The following is a 21,449-nucleotide window of genomic DNA, read 5'->3' on the forward strand; positions in this document are numbered from 1 at the left end:
GCCTCGCTAATCGGTTCAGACGGCCTCTGCCGCACGTTGGTACTGGCTGGCCGGGTACGGCAGGCCCAGGTGGTCGCGCAGGGTGCTGCCGGTGTATTCACGGCGGAACACCCCGCGCTGCTGCAGCAGCGGCACCACCTGGTCGACGAACACCTCGACCCCCGAGGGGAACATGTCGGGCATGATGTTGAAGCCATCGGCGGCGCCGGCGCGGAACCAGTGCTCCAGGGTGTCGGCGACCTGTTCCGGGGTGCCCACCAGCAGGCGGTGGCCCACCAGGATGCGCCGCGACAGTTCGCGGATGGTCAGGTTCTCGCGCCGTGCCAGGTTCAACTGGGCTTCGAGAAAACCGTGCGAGCCGCGCTCGAATTCGCTGACCGGGCCAATACGCTCCCACGGCAGCGGCGCGTCCAGGTCCAGTTCGTCGGGGGGCAGGCCGATGCGAAACGCCAGTTGCTGCACCAGCCCCGCCTCGCCGCTGTAGGCGTTCAGTTCATCGAAGCGCGCACGGGCTTCGGCCTCGGTGCTGGCGATCACGGTGGACAGCCCCGGCATGATCTTCAGGTGGTCGGGGTTGCGGCCCCACTGGCGTGCGCGCTGTTTCATCTCCTGATAGAACGCCTGGCCGTCGGGCAAGGTGGTCTGGGTGGTGAAGATCGCGTCGGCATAGCGCGAGCCCAGGGCCTTGCCGCCCTCGGACGAGCCGGCCTGTACCAGCACCGGCCGGCCTTGCGGCGAGCGCGGCAGGTTGAGCGGCCCCTTGACCGAAAAATGCTCGCCCACGAAATCGATGCTGTGCACCTTGTGCGGGTCGGCGAACTGGCCGCTGGCGGCGTTGCCGATGATCGCGTCGTCCTCCCAGCTGTCCCACAGCTTGAGGGTCACGTCGATGAACTCGTCGGCCCGCGCATAGCGGTCCACATGGCGCGGCGCACCGGCCAGGCCGAAGTTCTGCGCGGCGGCGTCGCCGGCGTTGGTCACCACGTTCCAGGCCGCCCGGCCGCCACTGATGTGGTCCAGCGAGCTGAAGCGCCGCGCCAGGTTGAACGGGTCGTTGTAGCTGCTGGACGCGGTGGCGATCACCCCGATGTGCCGGGTGGCCAGGGCCACGGCCGTCAGCAGCACGGTCGGTTCCAGGCGCCCGGCCGGGTGCTGGGCGATGTCGCCCGCCAGCGCCGGGCCGTCGGCGAGGAAGATCGCGTCCAGGCACCCCCGCTCGGAAATGCGCGCGATATTGCGGTAGTACTCGACGTCGAGGTAGGCGTTGGCCGGTACTTCGGCCTTGCGCCAGGCGCTGGCATGCGCGCCGAAGCCGAGGATGTTCATGCCGATGCTCATCTGTCTTGCGGTCTGGCTCATGGCTGCTGCTCCTGAATGAAGGCGGTTACACCGCGCTGGCTTCGTCGCGCACGGTGGTGCCGTCCTGGGCATGCAGCGCACGCCAGGCAGCACCGGGGCTGACGCCGTTGAGGTAGTAGTTGCCCAGCGCGCGCTCGCGGTAGATCGCCGGGTTGTGCGAGGCCAGGGTGCGCGCATTGCGCCAGTGCCGGTCCAGGCGCCGGGCCTGGCTGGTGGCCGACGCGCCGCCCACCTCGAACAGCAGGGTGGTGACTTCCAGCACCTGCTCCAGCACGATCTGCTGGGCCTGGAAGGTGCGGATATCGGCCTCGACGTAGTCGGCTTCCTGGGCGCTGTCGTTCAGCTCGGCCTGGTGTACCCGCTCGAGTACCTCGGCGGCAGCCAGCACCAGGGTTTCGCTGGCATAGGCCAGGCTCGACAGGCGTCCGATCACCCGCTGCACCAGCGGGTCGTCCTTGGGGCTGGACTGGCCCGGCACGCCGAAGGCGCGGGTGCGGCCCTGGACGAAGGCGGTGGCATCACGCAGCGCGGCGCGGGCGATGCCGGCCAGGGTGGCGAGGTGGAACAGCTGGTAGAACGCCGAGATGTACGACTCGGCGCGCAGCTCACCGGGCTTGAAGCGGCGCAGCACATGCTGCTCGGGCACCGCCACCTGCTCGAAGCGTGTGGTGCCGCTGCCGCTCAGGCGCTGGCCGAAACCGTCCCAGTCGTCTTCACGGGTCACGCCGGGGGCGTCCACTGCCACCACCACGCTGACGAAATCCTTGTCGTGCATGGCCACGGCCGCCACCCAGTCGGCGTAGATAGTGCCGGTGCAGTAGTACTTCTCGCCGTTCAGGCGCCAGCCCTCCTCGGCGGCCTCCAGGCTGACCGAGTTGGTGCTGCTGTCGCTGCGCTCGGCCATTGCCGCGCCCCACAGCTGCCCGGCCACCACCTTGGCGAACCAGTAGTCCTGGGACGCCGGTTCGCGGGCCGAGAGCCGCCCTTCGACGAAACCGAAGTGCGCGCGCACGATCTGCGGCAGGTTGGAGTCGGCCTCGGCCAGGTCGATCAGCAGGCCAAACAGCACCGGCAGGCTGATGCCGCCCCCCCCATGCGCCTGGGGCACGCGCAGCGCCGTGAAGCCGGCATCGCGCAGCAACGCCACGGCCTCGAAAGCCAGTTCGCGCTGCTGTTCTCGCGCCACCGCACCCTCGCCGATCTGTGCGAACAGCGGCTTGAAGCGCGCCTGCAGCGCAGTGTAGGAATTGGATTGGGTCATGACAGGTCCTTGCTTGGGGGTGGCATCACACGGCCTTGGCACGCGGGTCCACCCAGTGATTGATCAGGTCGACGAGAAAGTTCACGACCACGTAGATCGCCGCCGCCAGCAGGGTGATGCCCAGCAGCAGCGGCACGTCCTTGGATGTTGCGGCGTCGAGCATCAGCCGGCCGATGCCCTGGCGCGAGAACAGCAGCTCGATCACCACCGCACCGCCGAGCAGGCTGGCGAATACGAAGCCGGACAGGGTCACCAGCGACACCAGCGCATGGCGCAGCGCGTGTTTGAGGCGCACGCCGGTTTCGGACATGCCGCGGGCGCGCGCCATGGCGATGAAGGGTTGTTCGAGAATGTCTTCCAGTTCCTGGCGCAGTACCTGGCTGAGCACCGCCGCCACCGGCAAGGCCAGCGCCACGCTTGGCAGTATCAGCGCCTGCCAGCCGCTGGAGCCGGACGGCGGCAGCAGGTGCCAGCCGAATGCGAACACCAGCAGCAGGCCCAGGCCGATCACGAACGAGGGTGCCGACGACAGCACCAGCTCCGTGCCCGACACCAGCGAGCGCAGCCATGGCGCGCGATTGGCGGTGAGCACCGCGACCAGCACGGCCAGCAGCACCGCCAGTACCGCCGCGGCCAGCGACAGTTGCACGGTGGCGCCCAGTTGCCCGGCGATGATCTGCCCCACCGGGATGCGCAGGCGGTACGACTCGCCCAGGTCGCCCTGGGCCAGGCGCCCCAGGTAATGGCCGTACTGCACGATCAACGGCTGGTCCAGGCCGTATTCGGCGCGCACCTGGGCGATCAGCTCGGCACTGGGCATCGCCTCCGGCCCGCCGAGGATGGCCAGTGCCGGGTCGCCGGCGCTCAGGTTCAAGGCCAGGAAGGTCAGGGTCGCCGCGCCCCAGAGCACGCCGATGCCGGCCAGCAGCCGACGGAGTATCAGGCGCAGGGTGTTCATCGGGCCTCCTGGTCGAGCCATATGCTGGTGAAGAACGGGGTGTTGTGCGAGGTATCGAAGATCACGCCCTTGACCGCCTTGCGGTAGGCCACCAGCACATGGCTCTCGTACACCGGTACGGCCGGCACGGTTTCCACCAGGCGTTGCTGCGCGGTGCGGTACAGCGCGGCGAGCTCCACCGGGTCGGTGGAACGGCGCGCCGCCGACAGCGCCGCATCGAGGGCGTCATCGCGAAAACGCCCGGCGTTCTGGCCGATGAGCTTGGGCGTGCTGATCGCATTGCTGTGGTAGAGGATGTACAGCCCGTCGGGGGTGTTGGTGTGCCAGTAGCCGCCGGCGATTGCCTGAAAGTTGCTGGCATAGCGACGCTCGGTGACCTGGGCCAGGGGCAGCAGATCGATGGCCAGCTCGAAACCGACCTTCTTGAGGTCGGCCTGGATGGCCACTGCCACGCTACCGGGGAAGGCGCCGGTCTCGTACATCAGCAGGCGCGCCGACAGGCGCTGGCCGTCCTTGACCCGGTAGCCCCTGGCGTCACGTTCGCTCCAGCCGGCCTGGTCGAGAATGCGGTTGGCCTCGGCCACGTCATAAGCCAGCACATCCTTGAACGTGGGGTCGTAGTAGCGGGTGTTGGCGGCCAGGAAATCGCTCTTGGGCTGGTACTCGCCAAAGCCGGTGATCCAGGCCAGGCCGTCGCGATCGATGGCCTTGGCCACGGCGCGGCGCACCTGCACGTCCTGGAACGGGAACTGCTCGACGTTGAAGGTCAGGCTGCGAAACGGGTTGGCCTTGCGGATGCGGCTGCTCATCTGCAGGTCGGGGTTGCTGCGAATGGCCCTGGCGTTCTGCGCCGGCGCGTCCACGGTGAAGTCCGACTGGCCGGACTCGAGCGCGCTGAAGCGGATCATCGGCTCGGGCACGATGCTCAGTTCCAGGCGGTCCAGGTAGGCCTCGCCGTTGTGCCGGGTCACCGGGGGCGCCCAGTTGTAGCCCTTGCGTTTGACAAAGGTGGCGCCCTGGTCGCGGGTGTAGCTTTCCAGCACGAAGGGCCCCGAACCGATGGCATGCTCGGCGATGGACTTGGGCGCCTCGAGGATCTGGCGCGGCGAGATCATGCTCAGCCAGGACTGCGCCAGCACGTCCAGGAACGGCGAATAGGGTTCGCGCAGGTGCGCCTCGAAGGTGTACTCGTCGACGATGCGCCCGTCCACGTAGGGCGCGATGTACGCGGCGGCCAGCGGCGACTTGGTGGCCGGGTCGCGCATGTGCTCCAGGTTGATCTGCACGGCGCGGGCGTTGAATTTCTCGCCGTCGCTGAAGGTCACGTCATCGCGCAGGTGGAAGGTGTAGGTCTTGCCGTCCGGCGAGATGTCCCACGACTTGGCCAGCCACGGCGAGATGTTGCCCTGCTCGTCCTGGTACAGCAGGCAGTCGAACAGGATGCGCCCCAGCCACTGCACGTTGCCGTGGGAAATCGAATGCACGTCCAGGGTGGTGGTGTCGGACGCCGTCGAAATGCGCAGCGTGCCGCCCGGCTTGCCTGGCGCGGCTTCGCGGTAGTCCTCGGGGGCGTAGCTCAGGCTGCCGTCGCGCAGCACGCCGTCGGCGCTCGATACGCTGTTGCGCGGCGCTTCGCTGGCCGGCTTGCAGGCGCCCAGCGCCACCACGCTGGCGAGTACGACCAGGCGTGCGAGCCTTGTGATCAGGGTCATGTGCTTCCTCCGCCAGCACCGCGTGCAGGTGCACGTCGGTGCTGGCCGCGCTGGCTTAGAAGTTGTAGGTCACGCCGGTGAAGGCGCCGAAGCCGTCGCCCGGGTACAGCGACGCGACGTCCCTGCCCTGGGAGTTGTAGGTCGGCAGCACGGCGGTCACGTAGTCCTGGTCGGTGATGTTCTTCAGGTCCAGGTACACCTGCCAGGTCTTGCCCGGGTCGTCGTAACCCAGGCGCGCGCCCCACAGCGTGTAGGACGGCGCGTAGAAGCTGTTGGCGTAGTCCACCGAAGTCTTGGAGGCGGTGCGCACGTTGACCCCGGCGTAGAAACCGCTGGCCCACTGGTACTGCAGCTCGCCCTGATACACGTGCTTGGGCAGGCCCGGCAGTTCGTTCTTCTTGAACAGCGGGTCGTTCTCGTAGTGGAAGTCGTTGAGGGTGTAGGCCTGGCGCCAGGTCAGGCTGTCACCGTTGGCGCCTTCCCACAGGCGGGTGCTCAGGCCGGCCTCGATGCCCTGGTGGATGGTGGGCGTGGCATTGGAGGTGGACACCACCGCAGCAGAGGTGGCAGTGGCCGGCAGCACTTCGACGTTGAGCAGCTCGTTCTTGACCCAGGATTTGTAGAACGCCAGGCTGCCGTCGAAGATCCCCGACTTGCCCTTGATACCGAACTCCACGGTGTTGGCCGCTTGCGGCACCAGTGGCTTGGCATAGTTGCTGGTGACCCCGGAGCCGGAGCTGGACCAGGAGCTTGGCGGGTCGATGGTGCGGCTGGCGTTGGCGAACAGTTGCACGTCCGGGGCGATGTAGTAGCGCAGGCCGATACGCGGGGCCAGCTTCCACTCGTCGTACTTGTAGTGGCTGGGCAGGCCGCTGGTGTTGGGGCGGTCGCTGTAGGTGACGTTGATGTCACGCTTGATCTCGATCGCCGACACGCCGGTGGCCAGGTACAGGTTGTCGGTCAGGCCCAGGTCGTTGCCCAGGGTGAACACATGGTCGAACGAGCCGTCGTACTCGACCTGCTTCTGCAGAATGCCCAGGTCCTTGTCGCCCTTGTAGGTGCGTGCGCCGGAACGGATGTGCTGGGTGCTGCTCCAGCCCGCGGTGGTGGTGCTGGGCAGGCCGAACAGCTGGTCGGTGCGGCTGTACTTGAGCGAGTAGTTGATGTCGCGCCAGTCCCAGTAGTTGGGGTTGACGGTGCTCTTGCGGCTGAGGATCTGCGGGTAGTTGTGGTACACCAGCCCGGCTTCGAGGGTGGCATCGTCATCGAAGGTGTAGGTGGTCTTGCTGCCGACCCAGGTCGAGCCGCGCTTGGTGGAGTCGCCACGGGTGGCGTAGGTGGCGGCGTTGGTCTGTTTGGAGTTCTTTTTGAGCTGCGCCAGGGTCAGGGTGCCCGAGTTCTCGTGGTATTCCTCGCGGTAGCGGATGTACAGACGGGTTTCGAGCTTGGGGTTGAAGCGGTAGCCGAAGTTGCTGACCACCCCCTTGGCCTTGGTGAAGGTGAAGTCCTGGTAGCCGTCGCGGCGAGCGTTGTCGACGCTGACGTAGTAGTCGGCATTGCCGGCCACGCCGCCGGTGCTCAGGGTCTGCTTCTGCCAGCCGAAACTGCCGCCTTCGAGCTTGATGCGGTTGCCCGGTGCGGTCAGCCCGGAGTTGGTCACGAAGTTGATCGCGCCCCCCAGTGAAAGTGCGCCGTATTCGAAGGCGTTGGCACCGCGCAGTACTTCGGTGTAGTTCAGGCCCTGGGTATCCAGAAGTTCATAGGGCGTGCCACCGGCGCCGGTCAGTGCAAGGCCGTCGAAGAGAAACTTTGTGCCTTCGCGAAAATAGCCGGGCGAGGTATTGGCGCCGGAGCCGCGAATGGAAATCTTGATGGCATCGTTGCCACCGGCAGCTTGGGCGTAGACGCCGGGCTGGTACGCCAGGGTGTCTTCCAGGGTGGCCGAGCGGCCCTTTTCGACTTCAGCCTGGGTGACCAGGCTGGTACCGCCGGCGACCTCGTCGAGTTTGCTCTGCGCCGCCTGCACAGGGCTCTGTTTGGCGGCCTGCACGGTAACCGTACCCAGGCGCTTGTCGCCGCTGGTGTCGGTGTCGGCAGCCGAGGCCAACGGGATGAAGGTTAATAGTGCGCTGCTTACAGCGAACAGGGATGAATGTCGCAATACTGCCGAAGTTGCCCAATGCACGCGTTTCAAGGTCTTGCTCCCCACCTGATTAAAATTAGGCGAGTTTCTATTGGTATAGTCAATCTCACAGGGACTATTGCAGCGAGCGTGCCAACTGGCGAAGTGCCTTGTTTAAAGGGGTTTAGTTATAAAGCGGCAAGTAATCGAGTGTTGTATTCGAGGGCTAGTGTCGGGAGGGTGTTGCCAGGCGAACAGTTGCCAGTTGCTGATCTATGTATATAACCGGCAAGGCCGGCGCCTACAGGTTGGCCGCTGTCTGTAGGCGCCGGCCTTGCCGGCGAAGCAGTAGTGGGCTTGTTACAGACCCTGGTGCAAGGCCCACAGCCGCGCGATGTCCCGCGCCCTGTCACGCAGCAGCGGCGCCGCCTGCTCGCACGCCTGCTGCAGGCTCATCGGCCCGCTGGTCAACGCAAATGCCGCATCGATGCCATGCTCATACAGCGCCTGATAGCCCTCGCCCAGGGTGCCGGCAATCACCACCACCGGCACGCCGTGACGCCTGGCTATGCGCGCCACACCGAACGGGGTCTTGCCGCGCAGGGTCTGCGCATCGAAGCGCCCCTCTCCGGTGATCACCAGGTCGGCACCGCGTACCGCCGCCTCCAGCCCGGCCAGCTCGGCCACCACTTCGACCCCAGCACGAAACTGCGCGCCCATGAAGGCCTTGGCCGCAAAGCCCATGCCGCCCGCTGCGCCACAGCCCGGAAACGCCCGAACGTCTTCCTCCAGCAGGCCGGCGCAATGGTCGGCAAAGTGCCCCAGTGCATGGTCGAGCAAGGCGACCTGGGCGGGGCTCGCCCCCTTTTGCGGGCCGAAGATCGCCGAGGCACCATTGGCCCCGCACAGTGGGTTGTCGACGTCTGCGGCCACTTCCACCTGCACGTCGAGCAGGCGCGGGTCCAGCCCGCTGCTGTCCAGCCGGGCCAGGTGCGCCAGGGCCAGGCCGCCCGGTGCCAGTTCAGCGCCCTGGGCATCGAACAGCCGCAGCCCCAGCGCTCGCAGCATCCCACTGCCGGCATCGTTGGTGGCACTGCCGCCGATGGCCAGGATGATGCGCTGTGCCCCGGCATCCAGCGCCGCGCCGATCAGTTGCCCGGTGCCATAGGTGCTGCTGCGGCAAGCATCGCGCTGCGCGAGGCCGAGCAGTTGCAGGCCGCTGGCCTGGGCCATTTCGATGATGGCGGTGTGGCTGTCGGCCAGCCAGCCCCAGTGGGCCAGTACCGGTGTGCCGAGCGGGCCCTGCACCTGCAGGCTGCGCTGTTCGCCGCTGCAGGTCGCCACCAGGGCCTGCAGGGTGCCCTCGCCGCCATCGGCCATCGGGCAACTGACCAGCTCGGCCTGTGGCAAGGCATCGGCCAGCCCCCGGGCGATGGCAGCGGCCACGTCTTCGGCGCTCAGGCTGTCCTTGAACGAGTCGGGGGCGATGACGATTTTCATGCGGTGTGCTCCTTATCCAGATGAGCTGCATGCTGACAGTTGCGCCGGCGGCGGGCGTCGGTCGGATGCACAGGCGGGCGCAGGGTTATTTGTTCAGTTGGACAATGCACCGACCAAGCGGCCCGCACAGGCAATCAACTGTGCACGGGCAACAACTGCAACCCCAGGTACAGGCTCAGCATCCCTTCCAGCCGCATCGGGTCCACCCCGCTCAACTCGGCCACCCGTTCCAGTCGGTAACGCAAGCTGTTGCGGTGAATGCCCAGCGCCTCGGCGCACGCCTGGCTCTGCCCGTCGTGGGCGCACCAGGCCCGCAGGGTGGCCAGCAGCTGCCCGTTGCTGTCCTTGGCACGCAGCCGTTGCAGCGGTTGCAGCAGTTCGTCCAGCGCATCGTCGTTGCGATGACGCCACAACAGCGCCGGCAGCCGATAGCGCGCCAGGGTCAGCAGGCGCTGGCGGGGCAGTACCTCGCGCCCGTAGGCAAGCAGGTCGCGCACCCGACGATAACCGCGGCGCAGGTTGTCCAGCCCTTCGGCCGGGCCAGCAACTGCCAGGCGCTGCACGGTCCAGCCCTGGGCCTGCATCTTGTCCAGCAGGCGCTGTTCGTCCAGCGCCACCGTCGCCGGGCGGCACCACAGCAACGACTGACGTGCCGGGCTCACGCACCAGCTGTCGGGGTAGCGCAGCATCAGCCAGGCCGCCAGCGGCTCGGCGGCCGGGCCCTCCTCCAGCTCGAACAGGCACGGGATACGCGTGAGCTGGGGTTTGAGACCCAGTTGCCGAGCCTCGTCCACCAGCCGGGTGGCGTCGCCGTTGCCGCCCAGCAGCAAGGCCAGCAGGTCGTCGCAGCGCTGCTTGCGCCACTGCTGCTGCACTTGCAGGTGCCGTTGGGCCAGCAGCATCTCGGCGGTCATGCGCACCAGTTCGGCGTAGGTGCGCACCTGCTGCGGGTCGCCGGTGATGCCGAGCACGCCGATCAGGCGCCCGTCCAGCAGCAGCGGCAGGTTCACACCCGGCTGCACACCCTTGAGGCACCTGGCGGCCTCTTCGTCGAGCTCGACGATGCGCGCGTTGGCCAGCACCAGTTGCGCGCCTTCGTGGCGGGTGTTGATACGCTGCGCCTCGCCACTGCCCAGGATCAGCCCCTGGCTGTCCATGACATTGACGTTGTAGGGCAGAATGGCCATCGCACGGTCGACGATATCCTGTGCCAGGTCGTGGTCGAGCTCGAACATGGGCGGATCCTTGTGGTCGCAATGGTTGGTCGAGGGCACAGCGGTGCAGCGCAAAGGCTGTGCAAAAGCACAAAGACAGCGTCCTCTGGCTCAAACAGACTCGTCATGACAACTGCCTCGACGCAGTTGCGGCGATAAACATAAAAACAGAGAGAGAATCATGTCATACCGCCCTGCCCCTGACCAAGGCCACGACATCGACCGCAACGCGCTGTACCGGCGCATCACCCTGCGGCTGATCCCGTTCATCTTCATCTGTTACCTGTTCAACTACCTGGACCGCGTCAACGTCGGCTTCGCCAAGTTGCAGATGCTCGACGCGCTGAAGTTCAGCGAAACCATCTACGGCCTGGGTGCCGGCATCTTCTTCATCGGCTACGTGCTGTGCGGCCTGCCCAGCAACCTGGCGCTCAACCGCTTCGGGCCACGGCGCTGGATCGCGCTGATGATGATCGCCTGGGGCACGCTGTCGACCTGCCTGCTGTTCGTCACCACCCCCATGGAGTTCTACGTGCTGCGCCTGTTCACCGGCGCCGCCGAAGCGGGGTTCTTCCCGGGTATCGTGCTGTACCTCTCGCGTTGGTTCCCGGCGCAGCGGCGCGGGCGCATCATGGCGCTGTTCATGTCGGCGATCCCGGTGTCGGGGCTGCTGGGCGGGCCGTTCTCGGGGTGGATTCTCAACCACTTCGCCGCCGGCCAGGGCGGCCTGGCCGGCTGGCAATGGATGTTCCTGATCCAGGGCGTGCCTACCGTGGTGCTCGGCTGTCTGGCGATCGTGCTGCTCAGCGATGGCTACGCCAAGGCCGGCTGGCTGACCCCGGCGCAGCGCCAGGCGGTTGAGGCCGACCTGAACGCTGACGCGGCGGCCAAGCCGAAAACCGCCAGCGACAGCCTGCTGTCGGTGCTGGCCAACCCGTTGATCTGGACCTTCGGCTTCATCTACTTCTGCATCCAGAGCGGCGTGTATGCGATCAACTTCTGGCTGCCATCGATCATCAAGAACATGGGTTTCGACGATGCCCTGCTGATCGGCTGGCTGAGCGCCATCCCGTACCTGCTGGCCGGGCTGTTCATGCTGCTGGTGGGGCGTTCGGCAGACCTGCGCAACGAGCGGCGCTGGCACCTTGTGGTGCCGATGCTGATGGGCGCGGTGGGGCTGCTGATGGCGGTCAACTTCGCCCACAGCCCGGTGATCGCGATTCTGGGCCTGAGCATCGCGACCATGGGCGCGCTCACCGGCCTGCCGATGTTCTGGCCGATGCCCACTGCCCTGCTCACTGCGGGCACTGCGGTGGCGGGCCTGGCGATCATCAACTCGGTGGGCCAGATGGCGGGTTCCTCAGCCCGTACCTGGTGGGCTGGATCAAGGACCAGACCGGCTCGACCGACGTGGCGTTGTATTCGCTGGCGGGGTTGATCGTGGTGGGCAGCCTGGTGGCGCTGCGGGTGTCGCGCTCCAGCTGACGACCGCTTCGCCGGCAAGGCCGGCTCCTACGGGCCTGAGGGCCGTTCACACGATTGTGCGGGAGCCGGCCTTGCCGACGAAGCTTTCAACCCTGTAAAACAGCTCGACCCCCTCCCGCAAAAGGATGCTCGAGCATGATCTACCGTCCCCTGGGCCGCAGTGGCCTGCAGGTTTCCGCCCTCACCCTGGGCAGCATGATGTTCGGCGAGCAGACCAGCACCGAAGACTCGCTGCGTATCATCGACAAGGCCTGGGACCAGGGCATCAATTTCATCGATACCGCCGACGTGTACAACGCCGGCCGCTCCGAAGAAATCGTCGGCGAAGCCATCGCCCGCCACCGTCACGACTGGGTGCTGGCCTCCAAGGTCGGCTTCGGCCCGGTCGACGGCCTGCCCAACCGCAGCGGCCTGAGCCGCAAGCATATCTTCAATGCCATCGACACCAGCCTCACGCGCCTGGGCACCGATTACCTGGACATCTACTACCTGCACCGCGAAGACCACGCCACCCCGCTGGAGGTCAGCGTGGCAGCCATCGGCGACCTGCTGCGCCAGGGCAAGATCCGTCACTGGGGCGTGTCGAACTTTCGCGGCTGGCGCATCGCCGAGGTGTGCAACCTGGCCGAACGCCTGGGTATCCCCAAGCCTGTGATCAGCCAGCCGCTGTACAACATCGTCAACCGCCAGGCCGAAACCGAGCAGTTCACCGCTGCAGCCTTTCACGGCCTGGGCGTGGTGCCCTACAGCCCGCTGGCGCGTGGGGTGCTCAGCGGCAAGTACGCCCCCGACGCCACCCCGGACGCCAACAGCCGCGCCGGGCGCCAGGACAAGCGCATCCTCGAGACCGAATGGCGCAGCGAGTCACTGGCCATCGCGCAGAAGATCCACGCCTATACCCAGGCCAAGGGCGTGGGCATGGTCGAGTTCGCCATTGCCTGGGTGCTCAACAACCAGCACGTCAGTTCCGCCATCGTCGGCCCGCGCACCGAAGCGCAGTGGGACACCTATGGCGGTGCGCTGCAGGTGAAGATCACCGCCGAAGACGAAGCCTTCATCGATTCGCTGGTTACCCCCGGGCATGCCTCCACCCACGGCTACAACGACGCGGCGCACTTCGTCAGCGGGCGCCAGCCACGCTGAGTTCGCAACCGATCAGGTGGCTGATGGCGGCCTTGAGCTTCATCGGCCGCACCGGTTTGTGCAGCAGGCTGTGGCCCAGGTCGCGCACCTGCTGCTTGAGCTCCACGCTGTAGTTGGCAGTGATCATCAGGGCCGGCAACGGCGTGTGCCGCTGCGTATTGATCGACCCGACCGCCTCCAGGCCATTGCGGTCGTTGTCCAGGTGATAGTCGACGATCAGCAGGTCGGCCCACTCGCTGTCCAGTGCCACCTGGCGGGCCAGGTCCTGCTCGCTCAGGGCGGTGACCACCGAGCAGCCCCACTGCTCCAGCAGGCTGCGCATGCCCGCGCAGATCGCCGCATCGTTGTCCACCACCCAGATACGTGCGCCGTCCAGGCGTTCGGTCAGCGGCTCGACCTGTGACGGTTGCGGCTCGCGCCGGGGCGCACGCTTGCTGCGCGGCACCTCGATGGAGAACACCGAGCCCTTGCCCGGCGTGGAGCGCAGGTGCACGCGGTGGCCGAGAATGCCGGCGATCTTGTCGACGATGGCCAGGCCCAGGCCCAGGCCGCGATCCTGGTCGGGACGCTGCAGGTCGCCGCGCTTGAACTCCTGGAACACCTCGGCGCACTTGTCGGGGGCGATGCCGATGCCGGTGTCCCATACCTCGATGAACACCCGCTGCCCACGCCGCCGGCACCCGAGCATCAGGCGCCCCTGCGGGGTGTAGCGGATGGCATTGCTGAGCAGGTTGCGCAGGATGCGTGCCAGCAGCTGGATGTCGCTGCGCACCCGCAGGCTGCTGCGCACGTAGCTCATGCGCAAGCCTTCGCTGGCGGCGGCATGGGCGTACTCGGCGGCCAGGTTGTCGAGCAGGTCGCTGACCGCGAAGGTCGCGACATCGGCCTTGATCACCCCGGCATCGAGCTTGGAGATGTCGACCAGGGTGCCCAGCAGGCTTTCGACGTCATCCAGCGAATTGCTGACGTTGCGCACCAGCGCCGGGCTTGCACAGTTCTGCTCCTGCAGCGCGCTGGTGAACAGGCGCGCGGCGTTGAGCGGTTGCAGCAGGTCGTGGCTGACCGCGGCAAGGAACTTGGTCTTGGACAGGTTGGCCTGGTCGGCCTCCTGCTTGGCCTCGCGCAGGCGCGCTTCGGCGCGGCGCCGCTCTTCGATTTCGCGCAGCAGTTGCTGGTTGAGCTGGGTGAGTTCGGCGGTGCGCTCGCGCACCCGCAACTCCAGGTTCTGGTAGGCCTGGTGCAGGGCTTCGGCGGTACGCCGGCGTTCGGTGATGTCGCGGATCAGCACGAAGATCCCCACCACCTCGCCGCTGGCCAGCTGGTTGGGCACATAGGAACGCAGCATGTAGCGCTCCTGGCCGTGGGCGTTGGTTTCGGCGAACTCGAACGTCACGCTCTCGCCCGACAGTGCCCGCTCCACGTAGCTCTCCAGGCGCTGGTAATGCTCGGCGCTGTGCACCTCGCGCAGGCTCTGGCCGAGCATTACCCCGCGCGGCCAGCAGTACCACTGCTCGTACACCTTGTTGGTGAACTCGTAGACCAGGTCGGCGTTGAGGTAGGCGATCAGCGCCGGCACATGGTCGGTGATCAGGCGGATCCAGCGCTCGCTCTCGCTCAGCGCCTCGGCATGCTGATAGCGCTCGGTGATGTCGGTGAAGGTGTTGACGAAACCGCCGGCCGGCAGCGGATGGGTACGGATTTCGAGCATGCGCCCGTCGAACAGGCGCTGCTCCAGTTCATGGATGCTGCGCCCGTTGGCATCGGTGCTGGCCGGGGTGAGCAAGGCCAGCTCGCTGTCGGCGATCACCTCGGCAAAGTCGCGATGGGCGGCAATCGGGGCCAGCCCGCTGAGTTCCAGGAAGCGCCGGTTCCACAACTCCAGCACGCCGTCGGCATTGACCATGGCCACGCCCTGGGACAGGTTGTCGACCGCACGCTGCAGCAGGTGCGACTTCTGCGCCACGGCCTGTTCGCGGCGCTGGGTTTCGCTGAGCTTGATCTGGGTGATGTCGGTGAACAGCATCACGCAGCCGCCGCCCTGGGTCGGGCGCTCGCTGACCTGCAGCCAGCGCCCGCCCTGCAGGCGGTACACCATGTGCTCGGCGCTGGGGCCGCGTTGTTCTTCGCAGAACAGCCCGGTGCTCTGCATCAGCCGCTTGATCTCGGCCAGACGCATGCCGCCGATGATGCGGATGCGGCTGTTGGCCCAGAACGCCTTGAAGCGCTGGTTGAACAGCACGATGCGCTGCTGCGGGTCGAACAGCACGAAGGCGTCGGAAATGCTTTCGATGGCGTCCACCAGGTACTGGTGCGCGGTTTCGGCGCGCAGCCGCGCATCGCTGAGCAGGTGGTTGCTGGCCTTGAGTTCGGCCATGGCCTGGTTCAGCGCATCGGTGCGCTCGCGCACCTGCTCGGCCAGCACCACCGAGTGCTGGAACGCCGCATAGGAGTCGTCCGGGCGCGCGGCGCCCGATTCCTGGCGTTCGATCAGGGCGGCGTTGATACGGCTGAGCTTGCGGTTTTCATGCTGCAAGCGGGCGATCAGCGCGGCCTGGTCAATGTCCACGGCGTGCACGGGGCTGGCCAATGGCGACGCCGGTGAACGTCTGGTTGATGTGCATGCCATTGAACTGTTCTCCATAGGAGTTGAACCCCACCACAGGCTGCTGCTGCAAAAAGGCGCCGACGGCTTCGAACTCTGCGCTGCCTTCCAGCTCCAGGCGGCGCAGGAAGCAGTCGCAGCCGATGGTCAGCAGCAACGGCCCGAGGCGTTCGCGCAAGCCGTCGAACAACGCGCTCAGGTTGGGCAGCAGGGGCCCGGGGCGCATGGCGGTGAGCACGATGCCGTTCTCCACCGCGCAGTAGAAACTCAGGCTGCCGTCGTCGTGCACCTGCTGGATGGCCCGCACGTAGTAGCGCTCGTTGATGCGCACCGCCAGCGGGTGGGCGGCGAAGGTGCGGTGGTCGAGCTGTTCGGGGGGCACGCCGATCAGCGCGGCGTATTCCTGCGCGGCGGGTTCGGCATTGAGCTCGTAGACCCGGCGCAGGGTACTGTCGGCGCGGGTGACCACGAGCTTTTCCTGACGCGGCTGGATGTGGTGGGTGGTGAACACCTCGAAATCCAGGCAGGTATTGACCAGCAGCACCACGGCAGCGCTGCTGTGGAAGGCGCCGTCGAAGTACACATGGGTGTGGTGCAGGTAGTTGTCGTCGCCGGCCGAGCCGCCGAAATGCGGGATGTCGCCCAGGGCGGCACTGAGGGCGGCAAGCACGGTTTCCTCACGGCTGGACAGCCCGTCGAGCAGGGTCAGGGCGAAGCTGTGGCCCTTGATCGGGGCCAGGGTGTTGCTGCGACAGTCGCCCACCAGGCGCTCGACCATCTGCTGCGCGTCGATCAGGCTGAAGTACTGCATGGGGGCGATGAGTTCGGCGGCAATCGAGAACATCCGGTAATCGAAGCCCAGCGCGGTGATGCAGCCGCGGCCGTAGCCTTCGGGGGTGATTTCGCCGGCGCTGGTGCAGCCTGCCAGGCGGATGCCGCCCAGGCTCTGTTGCAGCGAGTGGGCCAGGGCTGGCAGGTCGTATTCGGCGGAGCAGAAGAACAGCACGAAGCCCAGGTGCGGGTGCAGCAGCTGACGGGCCAGGTCCTGTGCGGCCTCTTCGGCGACACTGGCGCGCGAGACGGCACTGACAATGCCCTCGGCGGGGGGTTGGTGCATGACGGCCTCCGGCGGGGGCTTTAACGGATGGGCCCAGTGTACGAAGGGGCTGGAGGGGGTCGAATGCTACTTGGGTAGTGGGTGGGGGTGGCATTGGTTGTAGGTTTGCAAGGGGGGGGCCCTTTCGCTGGAACGCCGGCGCCCACAGGTTTGCCACTGACGTGAAGAACAGTGGCATCGCTGTGGGCGCCGGCTTGCCAGCGAAGGGGGCGACGCGGTTTACCAGGTCAGCACGGCACCCAGGGCCAGCGTATCGGTGTCTTCGTTCTGGCTGCTGCCCTCATGCCCGCGGATTTCGAACTGGTTGTATTCGGCTACCAGGGTGAGGTTGGCATTGATGTCGCGGAACAGCGCGATGCCGCGGGTCTCGTAGTCGGCGCCGGTGTTGACCGCGCCGTTGCCGTCGTCCTTGGTCTTGCCGTACGACAACGCCAGGCGGTTCTTGCCGAACTTGTACGAGCCCTGCATCAGGTAGCCCTTGCTGTCGACCTCGCGCAAGGTGGCTTCCCCGGCGTTGTTGGTGAAGAACGGGTTGATGCCCTTGGCGGTGAAGCCGGAACCGGTCAGCGAGAAGGCGCCCATCTTGGCCTGTACGCCATAGCCCAGGCCCTTGGAGGTCACCGAGTCGACGTTGTGGTCGGTGTTGTCCGAGGTCTGGTAGCCACCGTTGATCCAGCTGTAGATCTTGGCGCCCCCCAGGTCGAACTGGTAGGTGATCTCGCTCTCGGTGCGCGGATTCTTCTGGTAGGCCTTGCCCACCGCACTGTCATCGTTGGTATCGACCGGGTCCATGATGCCCACGGCGATGCGCAGGCCATCCATCACCGGGGTGCGGTAGGTGATCTGCGCAGTGGGGAACGGGTACGGGTAGCCGGTGCCGATGTTGCCGAACGATACGCCGCCACCGTCCACCAGGCCGAGGGTGTCACTGACCTGGCCATAGCCGGCCAGCAACTCGTCGAGCAGGATGTTGGAACGGGCGAACAGGCCGAAGTCCTTGCCGATCAGTACTTCGCCCCACTCCGAATTGGTCACGGTGCCGTAGAACTGACGCACGTCGATGGCCGTGTCGGTGCCGTTGGTTTCACTGTCGTTGATGGTGACCCAGAACGAAGCGCGCCCGCCCAGCTTGAGGTCGTCGATCTGACGGGTCATGTTGAAACCCAGGTAGTTGGGCAGAAAGCCCATCTTGACCCGGGACTGGCGACGGTCGAACTGCTCGCCGTCACGGTCGACCTTGCTGTTGACGTAGAAGGCGTTGATGTAGCCGTCGGTGGAAAAGGTCGTGTCGTCCTTGTCGTACAGCATGATCTCGGCCTGGGCCAGCGGGGTCAGGCCCAGCGCGGCAAGGCTCGCCACCAAGGGCAGGAAACGTGTATGGGCATTCTTATTGTTGTGCATGACGCTCTCCGCAAACGGGTGGACGGTTGTCGGAGGCGATTATCGAAAAGCGGCGCCGCGCGCCCTACGCTGCCTTGGGGGCAAGGCGCTGCTGCTTTGGCGAGGCGCGAGGTGCCAGGCACCGGGGAACTAATCCTGTGTCCGCCAGTGTCACAAGGCTAAAGTGCCAGCACCCGCTCCGGATGGCCGAGACCACCATGCAAAAATGCAGACAGGCACTGCAGTTTTGTCGATTGTAATGGGCAAAATTGCACTGTTACGATCCGACGATCCTTGAATTCATCTCCACGGCGCGACAAATCATGTGGAAAATCAATAACAAAGCAGGGAGACAGCGATGACCGCGCAAGCGCATTCCCCGGTCGATACCAACGTACTGGCTACCGTACGCAACCATGTAGGCCATCTGACCCTCAACCGCCCCGCCGGCCTCAACGCCCTGACCTTGCCGATGGTGCGTCAGCTGCAGCAGCAGCTCGACGCCTGGGCCGTCGACCCGCAGGTTCACGCAGTGGTACTGCGTGGCGAAGGCCCCAAAGGTTTCTGCGCCGGCGGCGACATCCGTTCGCTGCATGACAGCTTCAAGGCAGGCGACAGCCTGCACCGCGACTTCTTCGTGGAGGAGTACGCGCTGGACCTGTGCATTCATCACTACCGCAAGCCCATCGTTGCCCTGATGGACGGCTTTACCCTGGGCGGCGGCATGGGCCTGGCCCAGGGCGCGGAGCTGCGTGTGGTCACCGAGCGCAGCCGCCTGGCCATGCCCGAAACCGGCATCGGCTACTTTCCGGACGTGGGCGGCAGCTATTTCCTGTCGCGCATCCCCGGCGAACTGGGCACCTACCTGGGGGTGAGCGGCGTGCAGATCCAGGCGGCCGACGCGCTGTACTGCGGGCTGGCCGACTGGCATGTCGACAGCGCCAGGCTGAGCACCCTGGATGAACGCCTGAACACGCTCAAGTGGAGCGAGCACCCGCTCAAGGACCTGCAGGGCGTGCTGGCCAGGCTGGGCACCCAGACCCTGGACAACCCTCCCCTGGCTGCGCTGCGCCCGGCCATCGACCACTTCTTCGCGTTGCCCGATGTGGCCAGCATCATCGAGCAACTGCGTGCCGTGACCGTCGGCGACAGCCACGAATGGGCACTCAAGACCGCCGACCTGCTGGCCACGCGCTCGCCCCTGGCGATGGCGGTGACCTTGGAGATGCTGCGCCGCGGGCGCCACCTGAGCCTGGAGGACTGCTTTGCGATGGAGCTGCACCTGGACCGGCAATGGTTCGAGCACGGCGACCTGATCGAAGGTGTACGCGCGCTGATCATCGACAAGGACAAGCAGCCTCGCTGGAACCCCGCCACCGTCGCCGAGCTTTCACGCTCGCGGGTGGATCAATTCTTCGAAGGCCTGTGAGGGCCGGAGTACGCACATGCAAGACCTGGAACTGACTGAAGAACAGATCATGATCCGCGACATGGCGCGCGACTTCGCCCGTAACGAGATCGCCCCGCATGCCCAGGCCTGGGAAAAGGCCGGCTGGATCGACGATGGCGTGGTGGCCAGGATGGGTGAGCTGGGCTTGCTGGGCATGGTGGTGCCCGAGCAATGGGGCGGCAGCTACACCGACTACGTGGCCTATGCACTGGCGGTGGAAGAGATTGCCGCCGGCGATGGCGCCACCGGGGCGTTGATGAGCATCCACAACTCGGTGGGCTGCGGCCCCCTGCTCGCCTATGGCAGCGACCTGCAGCAGCAGACCTGGCTGGAGCGTCTGGCCACCGGCCAGGTGATCGGCTGCTTCTGCCTTACCGAACCCCAGGCCGGCTCCGAGGCGCACAACCTGCGCACCCGTGCCGAGCGCGTGGGTGATGAGTGGGTGATCAACGGGTCCAAGCAGTTCGTCAGCAATGCGCGGCGCGCGGGCCTGGCGATCGTGTTTGCGGTGACCGACCCGGAGCTGGGCAAGAAAGGGTTGTCGGCGTTTCTGGTGCCGACCGACAACGAAGGTTTCGTGGTCGATCGCAGCGAACACAAGATGGGCATTCGCGCCTCGGACACCTGTGCGGTGACCTTGAACAACTGCCGTGTGCCGGCAGCCAACCTGCTGGGCGAGCGTGGCAAGGGCCTGGCGATCGCGCTGTCCAACCTTGAGGGTGGGCGTATCGGCATTGCGGCTCAGGCGCTGGGCATTGCGCGTGCGGCGTTCGAGGCGGCGCTGGTGTATTCGCGTGACCGCATCCAGTTCGGCAAGCCGATCAACGAGCACCAGAGTGTGGCCAACCTGCTGGCCGACATGCAGGTACAGCTCAATGCGGCGCGGTTGTTGATACTGCATGCGGCGCGTTTGCGCAGTGCGGGCAAGCCGTGTTTGAGCGAGGCTTCGCAGGCCAAGCTGTTTGCTTCGGAGATGGCCGAACGGGTGTGTTCCAAGGCCATCCAGGTGCATGGTGGGTATGGTTACCTGGAAGACTACCCCGTGGAGCGATACTACCGCGATGCGCGGATCACCCAGATCTATGAGGGCTCGAGCGAGATTCAGCGCATGCTGATTGCGCGGGAGTTGAAGCACTATCCGTTGTAAAGGCGCGGTTTGATGTGATGCCGGGCCACCATGGCCTGTCAGCCTTGTTGGCCCGGCCCCAGACCTTCTAGCGATCCACCCGCTTGAGCACCTGCCGCTCATACTGCGGGTACAGATGGCTCACGCTGCGAATGAGCTCGTACTGACTCAACGCTATGCCCGCAAACCGCTGGGGTATCGGCGTGGCAATCACCTCGGTCATGTCCAGCCCCTGCGCCGCACTCTCACGCATCACCTTGTCCAGCCACCCCAGGTAATCAACCATCTGTGCAAACGGCGCACGGTCCGTGGCCAGCGGGCCGTGCCCCGGTACCAGCACCTTCCACGGCAACGCTTCGAGCCGCTGCAGATCCTGTAGCCACACCGCCAGGCCAGGGGTGTTGGGCGTGGTCAGCGCACGCTGGTAGAACAACAGATCGCCGGCAAACAACACTCCGGTCTTCTCGTCGAACACCGCCAGGTCGGCACCGCTGTGACCGGTCAAGGCCAGCAGCCGCAACCGGTGCGAACCGAACGCACGCTCACCCGCCGCCACCGGCTGGTCGGGCAGGCGCACCTGGGTGCCACGCATCCAGTCACCCACCATGCGGTACATGTTCTCGGCCAGGCCATCCCCCTGCTCCTCCAGCAACTGCGTGGTACCAGGCAGTGCACCGACAGACACACCGGCAAAGGCCTGGCTGCCCAGCGCGTGATCGGGGTGGTGGTGGGTCAGCAGCACCTGCACCACCGGCTGGTCGGTGACGCTTTCGATGGCTTTGCGCAAGGCCTGCCCATAGCGCAGCGACGGACCGCTGTCGATCACCACCACGCCAGCCTCGGTGACGATGAAACCGGTATTGACGATGTTGCCGCCGTTGGTACGGGAGAAGTGCTCGGTGCTGCCCTCCAGCACATAGGTGTCGGCCGCGATCTGGCGCGGCGCCAGGCGGTAGTCCAGGTCGGCCAGGCTCGGCAGGCTGACACACGCCAGCAACAGCAACAGTGCTCGCATCACGG

The 21,449-nt window shown here is 66.1% G+C and carries 14 protein-coding genes and 1 pseudogene; 4 read left to right on the forward strand and 11 right to left on the reverse strand.

Annotation, left to right across the window (positions count from 1 at the left end; genetic code table 11):
• Window positions 1–15: 15 nt before the first annotated feature.
• The 7 genes from N0B28_RS12885 to N0B28_RS12915 all read right to left on the reverse strand — a co-directional run bounded on the left by N0B28_RS12885 (window position 16) and on the right by N0B28_RS12915 (window position 10,147).
• Window positions 16–1,359 carry an LLM class flavin-dependent oxidoreductase gene (locus N0B28_RS12885; RefSeq protein WP_054914522.1) on the reverse strand — a complete coding sequence of 448 codons (1,344 nt, stop codon included), beginning with the start codon at window positions 1,357–1,359 and terminating at the stop codon, window positions 16–18.
• Window positions 1,360–1,384: 25 nt separating this feature from the next.
• On the reverse strand, window positions 1,385–2,620 hold the full coding sequence (locus N0B28_RS12890; protein ID WP_104572449.1) for an acyl-CoA dehydrogenase family protein: 1,236 nt from the start codon (window positions 2,618–2,620) through the stop codon (window positions 1,385–1,387).
• A gap of 25 nt (window positions 2,621–2,645) precedes the next feature.
• Entirely contained in the window at window positions 2,646–3,578 is a 933-nt protein-coding gene (locus N0B28_RS12895) for an ABC transporter permease (RefSeq protein ID WP_054914524.1), read from the reverse strand.
• Window positions 3,575–5,290, reverse strand: coding sequence for an ABC transporter substrate-binding protein (locus tag N0B28_RS12900; protein ID WP_275732022.1), 1,716 nt, complete (start codon window positions 5,288–5,290; stop codon window positions 3,575–3,577). The genes N0B28_RS12895 and N0B28_RS12900 overlap by 4 nt, the downstream gene beginning before the upstream one ends.
• 55 nt (window positions 5,291–5,345) lie before the next feature.
• A complete protein-coding gene (locus tag N0B28_RS12905; RefSeq protein ID WP_229590261.1) occupies window positions 5,346–7,475 on the reverse strand; it encodes a TonB-dependent receptor in 2,130 nt (709 codons plus the stop codon).
• Window positions 7,476–7,772: 297 nt separating this feature from the next.
• Window positions 7,773–8,912, reverse strand: a complete 1,140-nt coding sequence (locus N0B28_RS12910) for a glycerate kinase (RefSeq protein WP_054914526.1) — start codon at window positions 8,910–8,912, stop codon at window positions 7,773–7,775.
• Between the two features lie 134 nt (window positions 8,913–9,046).
• Window positions 9,047–10,147, reverse strand: coding sequence for a sugar diacid recognition domain-containing protein (locus N0B28_RS12915; RefSeq protein WP_258662855.1), 1,101 nt, complete (start codon window positions 10,145–10,147; stop codon window positions 9,047–9,049).
• 160 nt (window positions 10,148–10,307) lie between these two features.
• Between N0B28_RS12915 and N0B28_RS12920 the strand changes: the two are divergent.
• A pseudogene (locus N0B28_RS12920) lies at window positions 10,308–11,611 on the forward strand (MFS transporter).
• Between the two features lie 135 nt (window positions 11,612–11,746).
• A complete protein-coding gene (locus N0B28_RS12925) occupies window positions 11,747–12,754 on the forward strand; it encodes an aldo/keto reductase (protein ID WP_043862758.1) in 1,008 nt (335 codons plus the stop codon).
• Here N0B28_RS12925 and nahK read toward each other — a convergent pair.
• The 3 genes from nahK to N0B28_RS12940 form a co-directional block, all read right to left on the reverse strand.
• The gene (gene nahK / locus N0B28_RS12930) at window positions 12,732–15,380 is read right to left on the reverse strand and encodes a hybrid sensor histidine kinase/response regulator NahK/ErcS' (protein WP_078481000.1); all 2,649 of its coding nucleotides are present in this window, start codon (window positions 15,378–15,380) and stop codon (window positions 12,732–12,734) included. The genes N0B28_RS12925 and nahK overlap by 23 nt on opposite strands.
• Entirely contained in the window at window positions 15,310–16,473 is a 1,164-nt protein-coding gene (gene nosP / locus N0B28_RS12935) for a nitric oxide-sensing protein NosP (protein ID WP_058540175.1), read from the reverse strand. Before nosP ends, nahK begins: the two co-directional genes overlap by 71 nt.
• Before the next feature lie 219 nt (window positions 16,474–16,692).
• On the reverse strand, window positions 16,693–17,874 hold the full coding sequence (locus N0B28_RS12940; protein WP_043860154.1) for a porin: 1,182 nt from the start codon (window positions 17,872–17,874) through the stop codon (window positions 16,693–16,695).
• A 337-nt stretch (window positions 17,875–18,211) separates the two neighbouring features.
• Here N0B28_RS12940 and N0B28_RS12945 point away from each other — a divergent pair, with 337 nt between their 5' ends.
• Both N0B28_RS12945 and N0B28_RS12950 read left to right on the forward strand, forming a co-directional pair.
• Window positions 18,212–19,282 (forward strand): enoyl-CoA hydratase/isomerase family protein, encoded by a 1,071-nt coding sequence (locus N0B28_RS12945; protein WP_088514926.1) that lies wholly within the window; start codon window positions 18,212–18,214, stop codon window positions 19,280–19,282.
• A 16-nt stretch (window positions 19,283–19,298) separates the two neighbouring features.
• A complete protein-coding gene (locus N0B28_RS12950) occupies window positions 19,299–20,450 on the forward strand; it encodes an acyl-CoA dehydrogenase family protein (protein ID WP_043860156.1) in 1,152 nt (383 codons plus the stop codon).
• A gap of 67 nt (window positions 20,451–20,517) precedes the next feature.
• Here the strand turns inward: N0B28_RS12950 and N0B28_RS12955 are convergent, their stop codons facing one another.
• Window positions 20,518–21,444, reverse strand: coding sequence for a quinoprotein relay system zinc metallohydrolase 1 (locus N0B28_RS12955; protein WP_275726499.1), 927 nt, complete (start codon window positions 21,442–21,444; stop codon window positions 20,518–20,520).
• Between the last annotated feature and the right edge of the window lie 5 nt (window positions 21,445–21,449).

This window comes from Pseudomonas sp. SD17-1 (assembly GCF_029201585.1).
Classification (GTDB): Bacteria; Pseudomonadota; Gammaproteobacteria; order Pseudomonadales; family Pseudomonadaceae; genus Aquipseudomonas; species Aquipseudomonas palmensis.